Annotated in this window: 12 protein-coding genes and 1 pseudogene; 10 read left to right on the plus strand and 3 right to left on the minus strand. The window is 64.0% G+C overall.

Annotated elements, in window-relative coordinates:
• A partial coding sequence (locus EN750_RS06015; RefSeq protein ID WP_127395887.1) for an MFS transporter occupies positions 1–1242 on the plus strand: 1242 nt, incomplete at its 5' end.
• Between the two features lie 6 nt (positions 1243–1248).
• Here EN750_RS06015 and EN750_RS06020 read toward each other — a convergent pair.
• Complete coding sequence (locus EN750_RS06020) at positions 1249–2265, minus strand: polyprenyl synthetase family protein (RefSeq protein WP_127395888.1); 1017 nt, start codon at positions 2263–2265, stop codon at positions 1249–1251.
• A 203-nt stretch (positions 2266–2468) separates the two neighbouring features.
• Between EN750_RS06020 and EN750_RS06025 the strand changes: the two genes are divergently transcribed.
• The 7 genes from EN750_RS06025 to EN750_RS06055 all read left to right on the plus strand — a co-directional run bounded on the left by EN750_RS06025 (position 2469) and on the right by EN750_RS06055 (position 6802).
• Entirely contained in the window at positions 2469–2693 is a 225-nt protein-coding gene (locus EN750_RS06025; protein ID WP_063167652.1) for a DUF2007 domain-containing protein, read from the plus strand.
• A complete protein-coding gene (locus EN750_RS06030) occupies positions 2693–3493 on the plus strand; it encodes a methyltransferase (RefSeq protein WP_127395889.1) in 801 nt (266 codons plus the stop codon). Before EN750_RS06025 ends, EN750_RS06030 begins: the two co-directional genes overlap by 1 nt.
• A 79-nt stretch (positions 3494–3572) precedes the next feature.
• Positions 3573–4436: a S49 family peptidase gene (locus EN750_RS06035; protein WP_023808666.1), complete on the plus strand. Its 864-nt coding sequence runs from the start codon at positions 3573–3575 to the stop codon at positions 4434–4436.
• 128 nt (positions 4437–4564) lie between these two features.
• A complete protein-coding gene (locus tag EN750_RS06040) occupies positions 4565–4750 on the plus strand; it encodes a membrane protein (protein ID WP_023808667.1) in 186 nt (61 codons plus the stop codon).
• 26 nt (positions 4751–4776) lie between these two features.
• Positions 4777–5676 carry a 4-(cytidine 5'-diphospho)-2-C-methyl-D-erythritol kinase gene (locus EN750_RS06045; RefSeq protein WP_127395890.1) on the plus strand — a complete coding sequence of 300 codons (900 nt, stop codon included), beginning with the start codon at positions 4777–4779 and terminating at the stop codon, positions 5674–5676.
• The gene (gene moaB / locus EN750_RS06050) at positions 5663–6217 is read left to right on the plus strand and encodes a molybdenum cofactor biosynthesis protein B (protein ID WP_127395891.1); all 555 of its coding nucleotides are present in this window, start codon (positions 5663–5665) and stop codon (positions 6215–6217) included. Before EN750_RS06045 ends, moaB begins: the two co-directional genes overlap by 14 nt.
• 141 nt (positions 6218–6358) lie before the next feature.
• On the plus strand, positions 6359–6802 hold the full coding sequence (locus tag EN750_RS06055; RefSeq protein WP_127395892.1) for an aldehyde-activating protein: 444 nt from the start codon (positions 6359–6361) through the stop codon (positions 6800–6802).
• Positions 6803–6809: 7 nt separating this feature from the next.
• On the opposite strand, the pseudogene EN750_RS06060 reads toward EN750_RS06055, so the two are convergent.
• Positions 6810–7785 (minus strand): annotated as a pseudogene (locus EN750_RS06060) (hypothetical protein).
• 142 nt (positions 7786–7927) lie between these two features.
• Positions 7928–8452, minus strand: coding sequence for a glycosyltransferase (locus EN750_RS06065; RefSeq protein WP_127395893.1), 525 nt, complete (start codon positions 8450–8452; stop codon positions 7928–7930).
• A 153-nt stretch (positions 8453–8605) separates the two neighbouring features.
• Here EN750_RS06065 and EN750_RS06070 point away from each other — a divergent pair, with 153 nt between their 5' ends.
• A complete protein-coding gene (locus EN750_RS06070; protein ID WP_023808673.1) occupies positions 8606–9760 on the plus strand; it encodes a PA0069 family radical SAM protein in 1155 nt (384 codons plus the stop codon).
• Between the two features lie 151 nt (positions 9761–9911).
• Positions 9912–10610 (plus strand): ribonuclease HII, encoded by a 699-nt coding sequence (locus EN750_RS06075; RefSeq protein WP_127270953.1) that lies wholly within the window; start codon positions 9912–9914, stop codon positions 10608–10610.
• The last annotated feature ends 40 nt before the right edge of the window (positions 10611–10650 follow it).

Below are 10650 nucleotides of genomic sequence, written 5' to 3' on the forward strand. Positions count from 1 at the left end.
GTGTTTACCGGCGGTTTTCTACTGTTCGGCGGCCGCGCCGCCGACCTTATCGGTCAGCGCCGCATCTTCATCTTCGCGCTCTGGCTCTATGCGCTTTCGTCGCTGGTCGGCGGCCTCGCCTGGTCGCCGGAAATCATCATCGCTGCGCGTGCCGTGCAAGGCATCGGCGGCGCTTTCCTGTTCCCGGCGACGCTCTCGCTGATCAACCGCCTGTTTGCCGAAGGACCGGAACGCAACAGGGCGCTGGCGGTGTGGGGCGGTGCCGGCGCGAGCGGCCTTACCCTTGGCTCACTGGCCGGTGGAATCCTGACAGGCGCCTTCGGCTGGTCGTCGGTCTTCTACGTCAATGTGCTGCTGGCTGGCATCGCCATCATCGCCGCATTTGCCATCATTCCGCGCGATCCCAAGCGGCACCAGCACCGCAACTTCGATCTGCCGGGCGCGCTGACCGTCACCGCAGGCGCCACATTGCTGGTCTTCACGCTGGTCCAGGGACCTGAATATGGCTGGGGTTCGCCAGCGATCATCGCCAGCGCCGCACTGGCAGCGATCTTCATTATCGCCTTCGCGCTGATTGAGGCGAAGAGCGCTGACCCGCTGATGCCGCTGCGGCTGTTCCGCAATCGCAGCCTCGTCGCCGGCATGACGATCACCTTCCTGTTCATGGGAACGTTCGGAGCCCTGCCCTATTTCCTGACCGTGCTGTTGCAGACCGTACATGGCTTCACCGCCCTGCAAACAGGCCTGGCGTTCCTGGTGCCGTCGATCGCCATCGCCGCCGGCACGCAGCTTGGTGAACGCCTGGCGACGCGCTTTTCTACACGCTCGACCCTGGTCGGCGGCATGATAGTCGGCGCAGCCGGCACAGCGCTGATGGTCCTTGGAGCATCAGCCGACAGCAGCTATGCCGCCATCGTTCCCGGCCTGATCATCTCCGGTGTCGGACAGGGCATCGTCTGGACCGCCATGTGGATCGCGGCCGCGTCGGGCGTGGCACACGACGAACAGGGCGTTGCCTCGGGAATGGCCTGCACGACGCTCAACATCGGCAACGCGATCGGCATGGCGACATTGATCGCGATCGCCAACAGCCATGTCGGCGGATTGACTGGCGATGCACTGAAGGCCGCGATCGCCGACGGCATACAGATCGCCTTCTGGCTGGCGGCGGCGGGCATCTTTGTCAGCCTGCTGGCCGCGTTCGCTTTGCCGGGAAAGGCGAAGCAGCGGGCAACCGGGTGACGCCGCTCAGTTCACCCGGCTGATGCAGAAATCGATGACGTCGATCAGCGCCGATTTCTGCGGCGTCGCTTCCAGCGGCGCCAGCGCGTCGCGGGCGATCTCGCCGAAATGGCGGGCTCGTCCGATCGTGTCGGCGATGGCGCCATGGCGAGTCATCAGGCCGATCGCCTTTTCCAGGCCGGCGTCATCGGTGACATTGTCCTCGATGGCACGCTTCCAGAAAGTGCGCTCGGCCTTCGTGCCCCGCCGATAGGCGAGAATGACTGGCAAGGTCACCTTGCCTTCGCGGAAATCGTCACCGACATTCTTGCCGAGATCCTTGCTGGTGCCGCCATAGTCCAGCGCGTCATCGATCAGCTGGAAGGCAAGGCCGAGATTCATGCCGTAGGAGCGCAGCGCCGCACGATCGTTGCGGGTCGCCTGGGCAATGACGGGCCCGACCTCGGCAGCAGCCGAAAAAAGTGCGGCGGTCTTGGCCTTGATGACGGCGAAATGCTCGTCCTCGGTGGTTTCGAGGTTCTTGGCGGCGGCAAGCTGCATAACCTCGCCCTCGGCGATGATCGAGGCAGCACTCGACAGGATATCGAGCGCTTCGAGCGAGCCGACATCGACCATCATGCGGAAAGCCTGGCCGAGCAGGAAGTCACCGACCAGCACGCTTGCCTGGTTGCCCCAGATCATGCGGGCGGTCTTCTTGCCGCGCCGCATGCCGCTCTCGTCGACGACATCGTCGTGCAGCAGCGTCGCCGTGTGCATGAATTCGACGGAGGTGGCGAGCTTGACGTGGCCCTCGCCGGCATAGCCGAACATCTGCGCGGCGGCCAGCGTCAGCATCGGCCGCAGCCGTTTGCCGCCGGACGAGATCAGATGATTGGCGACCTCCGGGATCATCTCGACGTCGGAGCCGGCCTTGGACAGGATCAATTCATTGACGCGCCCCATATCGGCCGCTGTCAGATCGATCAGATCCTTGATGGAGGCGGGCTCCCGCTTCCCGTTTTCGATGTTGAAAACGACACCCACGACAATCACTCCCGTCTTGGTATAGAGCGTGCGACGGCACCCTTAGTCCCTGCATGGACTCTAGGGCGGCGGACATGGCCACGGCAAGTGGCGAATTGGCGCGGCGTCGATGACGGAATGTCAACGACCACAGAGGGAACGGGGCTCTGCCTCGGAATCCCCTGCCCGTTTACATCAATAGCGCAAACTGCGAGTTTCATACGATGATAGAACTTGTCCGCACCAACGATGCCGTGATCATCTCCTTTGTGGAATCGCTGATGCGCGACGCTGGCATCGCCTGCTTTGTCGCAGATCAGAATATGAGCATTCTCGAAGGATCGATCGGTCTTTTGCAGAAACGCGTCATGGTCGATGCCGACCAGGCCGACGCGGCACGGCGCATCCTCAGGGATGCCGGCATCGCCAACGAGATCCGCGGAAAATAATGCCCGCCGCGCCCGCCGCCCTTGTTCCGGACACGCCGGCCCATACGGTCGACGCCTTCCATCGCGGCCGGTTCTGGCTCGTCCAGCCCAAGCAGGGCGGCCATCGCGCCGGCATGGATGCGATGATGCTGGCGGCATCCGTGCCATCGACCTTTAGCGGGCGCCTGGCCGATTTTGGCGCCGGAGCCGGAGCTGCCGGACTGGCGGTGCTGTCACGCTGCCCGGCGGCAGAGGCGGTGCTTGTCGAACGCGCGCCGGAAATGGCGGCCTTCGCGGCGGCGACGCTTGCCCATCCCGGCAATGCCCATCTCAGCGATCGCGCCTCCGTGCTGGTCGCCAATGTCACCGTATCGGGCCGGGCGCGGGCGGCCGCCGGCCTCGCCGACAACGACTTCGACTTCGTCATCATGAACCCGCCTTTCAATGCCCCCCGGGACCGCGCCACATCGGATCGCCTGCGAAAGGAAGCCCATGTCATGGAGGACGGGCTGTTCGAGAGCTGGATCAGAAGTGCGGCGGCGGTGGTGAGGCCGCGCGGCGGGCTCGCCGTAATCGCCCGGCCCGAACAGCTCGGCGCCATTCTCGATGCGATCGCCGGCCGCTTCGGCGATGCCGAGATGCTCGCCGTCCACCCTCGTCCCGATGCGGCGGCGATCCGCATCGTCGTGCGGGCAGCGCTCGGGGCGCGGGGAAAGCTTGCCATACGCCCGCCCCTGATGCTCCACACGCAGTCAGGCAACGGCCCCGACGAGCGCAGCGAAATGATCACCAACGGCCTCGCCTCGCTGTTCGGAGATTGAGCTATTCTGCCCGGCGACATTGCCGTTGGCCGGGAAATCCCTACATGCCTGCAACCCACCGACCGGAGACCGCGCCCTCGTGAAACGCCTTATCAACCGCCTGCTGCCGAAATCCTGGCGCTCCACCGTCGTCACCATTCCGGTCATCCGGCTGCACGGCACCATCATGGCAGGCGGTGGCCAGTTTCGGCCGAGCCTGTCGCTGGCTTCCACCGCCGGCCTCATCGAGAAGGCGTTCTCCTACGACGCGCCGGCGGTCGCCATCTCGATCAATTCGCCGGGCGGCTCGCCGGTGCAGTCTCGGCTGATCTTCAAGCGCATCCGTGACCTGGCCACGGAAAAGAACAAAAAGGTACTGGTCTTCGTCGAGGATGTCGCGGCGTCGGGCGGCTACATGATCGCGGTCGCCGGTGACGAGATCTTCGCCGATCCGTCCTCCATCGTCGGGTCGATCGGCGTCGTCTCAGCTTCGTTTGGCTTCCCGGAACTGATGAAGAAGATCGGAATCGAACGACGTGTCCACACTGCCGGCCAGAACAAGGCGGTGCTCGATCCGTTCAAGCCCGAGAAGAAGGAAGATGTCGAACGGCTGAAGGCCCTGCAGCTCGAGGTGCACGCAACCTTCATCGACCTCGTCAAGGAGCGGCGCGGCACGAAACTGAAGGACGACCCGGACCTGTTCACCGGCCTGTTCTGGACAGGCATCAAGGGCCTCGAACTCGGTCTGGTCGATGCGCTCGGCGACATGCGAACGGTGCTCAAGACCCGTTTCGGGGCGAAAACGCAGCTCAGGCTGATCACGACGCCGCGCGGTTTCCTTAGCCGCTTCGGCCTGTTCGGCTCAAGCAAGGGCTTTTCAGCGCCCGATATTGCCGCGGCTGCCGCCAGCGGCGTGATCGATGCGGCGGAAGAGCGCGCATTGTGGTCTCGCTTCGGGCTTTGAAAACCCGGCAAAACCGTCTAGCATGAGAGCTTGAGTTTCATGCATGTCGTGTTCCCAAAAGCGGGTCGGCATGCATCAACCGACCCGACCGGCCGCCTTCGCCGGCCCAGCGTGGGAGGAGTTTTGGCATGCCGCAGATCATTTTCTTCGCCGTCGTTGGCGTTGCCGCTTATTTCGGCTACCGCACCTTCATTAGGGAAGCCGAGCGCGTGACCGCCAAGGTGCGGCGCACAGAAAAGCAGACGGCCAACGGCGCGATCGGAACGCTGGTCAAGGATCCGAAGACCGGCGAATACCGACTGGCCAAGGACTGACCATCATTTCGCTTACATCAAACGCAGTGGACACCGCTTTCGGTGTGCGCACTTGGCCTGCGTACGCCAAGATCAATCTTGCGCTGCATGTCACAGGCAGGCGCCCTGACGGCTATCATCTGATCGAAAGCCTGGCGGTATTCACGCGTTTCGGCGACAGGGTCGAAATCGCACTCGCCGACAGCGATGAGTTTGCCGTGTCCGGCCGCTACGCGCCGGAAGTTCCTCTCGACGCCAGCAATCTGGTGCTCAAGGCGCGCGATGCCCTGCGGCAGACAGCCGGGCACGAGAGAACACCGCCGGTCGCCATCCGGCTGGAAAAGAACCTGCCGGTTGCCTCCGGCGTCGGCGGCGGTTCGAGCGACGCGGCGACCGTGCTGCGCGGGCTGGTGGAGACATGGGCGCTGGACATCGATGGCGCAGAGCTGGCGCGAATCGGCCTTTCGCTTGGCGCCGATGTGCCGATGTGCCTGGTGGCAAAGCCGCTGGTGGCGCGCGGCATCGGGGATGAACTGTCGATGGTGCCGGATTTTTCGGCGCTTGGCCTGGTGCTGGTCAATCCAGGCACCCCGGTGTCGACGGCGGATGTCTTTGCAGCGCTTTCCCGGCGCGACAATGAGGCCTTGCCGCCGCTGCCGCGCGGCATCGATTTTCACAGCCTGCGCAACTGGCTGGAGATTACTCGCAACGATCTCGAGCCCGCGGCGCTGGCGATGCAGCCCGCCATCGGCAGGGCGCTTTCCTGGCTGAACAAGGCCGGATCGGGTTTTTCACGGATGTCCGGGTCCGGCGCCACCTGCTTCGGCCTGTTCGAGACCGGCAATGTCGCCAAGCGCGCCGCCGCCGAGATCCGCGGCCGCCAGCCCGACTGGTTCGTCGCGGCGACGCGCACCATCGCATCGGAGGGCGCAGATGGCCAGAATTGACGAGAGCCGCTCCTTCATTCCCGTGCGCATCGCGGTGCTGACCGTTTCGGACACGCGCAGCCTCGCCGACGACAAATCCGGCCAGACGCTGGCCGACCGCATCACCGAGGCCGGCCATCTGCTGGCGGCCCGCAATATCGTCACCGACGACCGCGAGAAAATCCGCGACACGGTTCTGGCGTGGTCACAGGACAAGAATATCGATGTCGTCATCACCACCGGCGGTACCGGCTTCACAGGCCGTGACGTGACGCCGGACGCGCTGGAGCCGATCTTCGAAAAGCGCATGGATGGCTTTTCGGAAGTGTTCCACCGGATTTCCTACGACAAGATCGGCACCTCGACGATCCAGAGCCGGGCGACCGGCGGCCTCGTCAACGCCACCTTCGTCTTCGTGCTGCCGGGTTCGCCAGGCGCCTGCAAGGACGCGTGGGACGGCATCCTGAAAGCGCAGCTCGACTACCGGCACACGCCATGCAACTTCGTCGAGATCATGCCGCGCCTGGACGAGCATTTGCGGCGCGGCAAATCGGCTCCGTAAAAGCCGAGGCAAAGCGCCGGTTCCACGCCGCGTTCGCCAGGCAAAACAGCACCGGCGCCTTTGAAACCCCATTCCAAACCGGACCTCGGAAAAGTACCTTGTCTGAAGGCGATCATCGCCGTTCACGACAAGGCAGCTACGATGACCGTGCACACCGGTGGATGCCATTGCGGCAACATACGCCTTGAATTTTCAACCGAGCTCGAGCCACCGCAAACCGAAGTTCGCGCTTGCCAATGCTCGTTCTGTGTCAGACATGGTTCGCGCGCCGTTGCCGATCCGAATGGCAGACTGGTCATCTCGGTCAAGGACGAGACGCAATTGCGGAGATATCAGTTCGGGCTGAGGACGGCCGACTATCTGATCTGCCGGCGGTGCGGTGTCTACGTCGCCGCAATCGCCAGAGATGACGATGCAATCGCCAGAGATGACGATGCAAGGGCGATCGTCATCATCAACGCCCTGGACGACCGCGAACGGTTCAACCAGGAGCCGGTCCGCGTTGACTTCGATACGGAAAACAGGGCGCAGCGCCAAGCCAGACGCCGCACACACTGGACACCTGTCGAGATGAGCTTCGGATAGGCAGCTCTCAGCGGATAACCGGCTCGCCATGAAACCGTCGGCGCGACGGCGGCGATACGCCGAAGCCGACTTCCATCATCAGTCGCGGCGTGCGTGCCGGCACGGTGCCCATATGAAAGCCAAAGGGGTCCTCGACGAAGCCGAGACCGGCCTCGCCGGTCAGCGTCACCGGGCTCTGCTCGCCATAGACATCCAGCACCTGTTGCGCGGGATGGCCAACCAGAAGCGTGAGCTGATGCTTGAGGCTGCGGCGCTTGTGGCTGCCCCTGACATAGACATGCGGACCGGTGTCGGCGTCGACCGGCTTGAGGTAGAAGAAGAATTTCAGCATGCGCCAATCATCGAGGTCGAAATGATACTTGCCGAGCGAGGCGAGATTCTTGTCGGCGTCCGAAGCCGCACCGGTTGGAAAACTCCACCAGACGCGCGTCGTGATCAGTTTTGCCTGGCCGCCGAGATAGTGCGCGGCAATATCCAGAAGCAGCGGATCGCGCTGGATGGCAAGAGCCGCCGGGCAGTCGAGGATGCGCTCGAAAAAATGCCCGCTGAGCAGCGAGCGGCCAAGGCGTTTCTCGGCCTCGGCATGTTCCCCCGGCATGAATTCGAGACGGCGGTCGAAATTGCCGAAGCAAGGCGTGCGCCCGGCGAAGTCGGCGATCTCTTCATGGATATCAGGCGGCAGGACCAGGCCTGAGAACAGCCCGTCGGAGCGCAACGCATCGACGACCGCCCCCCGTTCGACACCGGCAAACATCGTGTTCCCCGGCATTGGCGACCGGGCGGGCGCGTTTTGCGCCCAGCCAATGCATGCGGCGTCCGGGCATCGTGCGCGCCAGCACGAACATCGGCAGCCAGGCAGGGTTCTCCCGCAGGTCCGTCAGATAGGTTGGAATACGTACGGCGATGCGCCGCAGCAGGCTGCCGTTGCGCGCAATGGCCTCGAGACTGGCCGCGCCGGATGTGTCGGGGGTTGAAAGCTTCATTGGGTCCTCGGCTATGAGAGCACCACCGATGCCGCATCGGTGCTCGCCTCTCGGCATGTCCCAAACCCAATTCCCGCTTGAACGGAAGCTAACCCCGCGTCAGATTTTGTGCAATGCACAATGACCTGAGCAACTGCAAAAATCACGTCGACGAGCGGCGCTCCTGCTTGGCCGGCGCCATCCAGATCTCCGCGTCGAGCCGCTTCGTCGCGAGGCCGCGGGCGATGGCCTCGGCACTGCCGGCGCTCTTTGCCGCGGCAGCCGCCTGACGCTTGCTGATCAGCAAGCCGTCGGCCAAGGCGCGGTTTCCCGAAAAGACCCGGGCCAGGAATGGCGTGCGACTGACTCGCGTGCGCGAAAACCGTGCCGCCATGGTCTGCCTGGCCGTGTGGGCGACAACTTCATCGATCCAGCCCTCCACCAGCCGCGCGCCCGGCTCCAGGAGCAGCAACCAATCCCCCTTGGCCTGGCGGATGCCGGCAGCGACACCGCCCGTCACGTACTGACAGCCGGCATGCTCGGCCACACGATGCGTCTGGTCGGTGGAGCCTATGTCGCAGACGATGACTTCACGCACCACGCCCTCGACCGCGCCGCCAATCAGCGAGGCGAGCGTGCGGGCGAGGCCCTCCTCGTCATTGCGGGTTTCGATGAGAACACTGAGCATCCTCAGCCGAATAGCGGAAAGCGCCGGACAGCGCCAGTTTTTGCATCGCACCACCATAGAAAGTTCTTGCTTTGTTCTCATCAACCAAATAGGAATAATTTCATGAACAGAGCGATTCGACACAACACGGACAGTCCTTGGGAGCGGGCGAAGATGGAACAGATCGTGCGCGCCGACATTGCAGCTTTCGGAGCAGGAAGAGCCGAGATGGCCAATGCGATGGTCGAGCAGAGCGGCATGCGTGTCCGCCCGGACCGCAACCGCGGCAGGTCAGCGGGCATCAATCCGTCCGGCCGGTTCGAGCCGGTCAGCCGGCACGTGTTCGACGATGGCTGGAATTCGCTGGAGGAACTGCCGCCCTTCAAGACCGAAGTGCAGGTCGAGAAGCCGCGCACAATCATCACCCGCAACGAATCGCCCGACATTTCCTTCGATCGTTCCATCAACCCCTATCGCGGCTGTGAGCATGGCTGCGTCTATTGCTTTGCCCGCCCGACGCACGCTTTCATGGGCCTGTCGCCGGGTCTGGATTTCGAATCGAAGTTGTTCGCCAAGCCTGATGCGGCGCGCTTGCTTGACAAGGAGCTTTCGAAAGACAGCTATCAGCCGCGCACCATCGCCATCGGCACCAACACCGACCCCTACCAGCCGATCGAGAAGCAATACCGGATCATGCGCGAAATCCTCGAAGTGCTGGAAGCGCGCGGCCATCCAGTCGGCATCGTGACAAAGTCCGCTCTGGTGACGCGCGATATCGATATCCTGTCGCGAATGGCCGAACGCGGGCTGGCCAAGGTGGCGCTGTCGGTGACGACGCTCGACCGTATGCTGGCGCGCACCATGGAGCCGCGCGCGTCGACACCGACCAAGCGGCTGGAAGCGATCCGGCAGCTTTCGGATGCCGGCATCCCGGCCTCGGTCATGGTGGCGCCGATCATTCCGGGCCTGACCGACCCGGAAATGGAACGCATCCTCGATTCGGCACGTGCGGCCGGCGCGCGCGAAGCCGGCTACGTGATCCTGCGCCTGCCATTGGAGGTCAGCCCGATCTTCAAGGATTGGCTGCTGCGTCATTATCCCGACCGCTACCGCCATGTGATGTCGCTGGTCCGGTCGATGCGTGACGGCAAGGACTACGATTCGGAATGGGGCAAACGCATGAAGGGCGCCGGTCCCTATGCCTGGCAGATCGGCCGGCGCTTCGAGATCACAGCCAAGCGGCTCGGCCTCAATGCCGAACGGCGCACGCTGCGGACCGACCAGTTCGTTGCCGCCGGGAAAGACCAGGTGCAGCTGACGCTGCTTTGAGAGACAATTCGTCGCGGTGGTTTGATCCGTCGCGGCACCAGAATCCCGTCCGGCCTGCCCCGGCCTGCAGACGGTGCCCTCCCGGTCCGGCGCCCCACCCGACCCGGAGGGACTTGCGGAGAATCAGAGCCGATGCGAACCTCGCCGCAACATGGCTCGCGCGCGTTCTGATTCTCCGCCTCTCTTTGAGATCATCGAGAAGCCCGACTTCTCCTTCGAGACGAAGGCGATGGCGGAGGGGCTGTGGCCGGTTGCCGGGATGGACGAGGCCGGCCGTGGCCCCCTGGCCGGGCCGGTGGTCGCCGCGGCCGTGGTGCTCGATCCCGCCAACATTCCCGACGGCCTCGACGATTCCAAGCGCCTCAGCCATCTGCAGCGTGAAGCCTTGTTCCTGCGAATTCTCGGCTCTGCGCAGGCGGTCTCAATGGCCTCCATCAGTGCCGAGGGTATCGACGGCAGCAACATCCTCAAGGCAAGCCTGGAAGCCATGCGCCGCGCCCTGGTAGGGCTGTCGGTCAGACCGAAGCTCGCCCTTGCCGATGGACGCGACGTGCCGCCTGGCCTGCCTTGTGAAGGGCGCGCGCTGATCAAGGGCGACCAGCGTTCGCAGTCGATCGCCGCCGCCTCGATCGTCGCCAAGGTGATGCGCGATCGCATGATGTGCGGCTGCGGCAACCATCACGACCGCTACGGCTTCGAAGTCCATATGGGCTACGCCACGCTTCGCCATCGCACGGCAATCGAGGCGCATGGCCCGGTGGCGCGGCTGCATCGCGTATCGTTTTCGCCGTTCAGGCTGGGTGGCGCTGAAGTGGTTGAGGAAGAGAGCTTCGTCGGAATGGATAGCTGATCTCCCCCCTCGAGGGGGAGATGGCCGGCAGGCCAGAGGG

The sequence above is a fragment of the Mesorhizobium sp. M7A.F.Ca.ET.027.03.2.1 genome, from assembly GCF_003999175.1.
GTDB lineage: Bacteria > Pseudomonadota > Alphaproteobacteria > Rhizobiales > Rhizobiaceae > Mesorhizobium.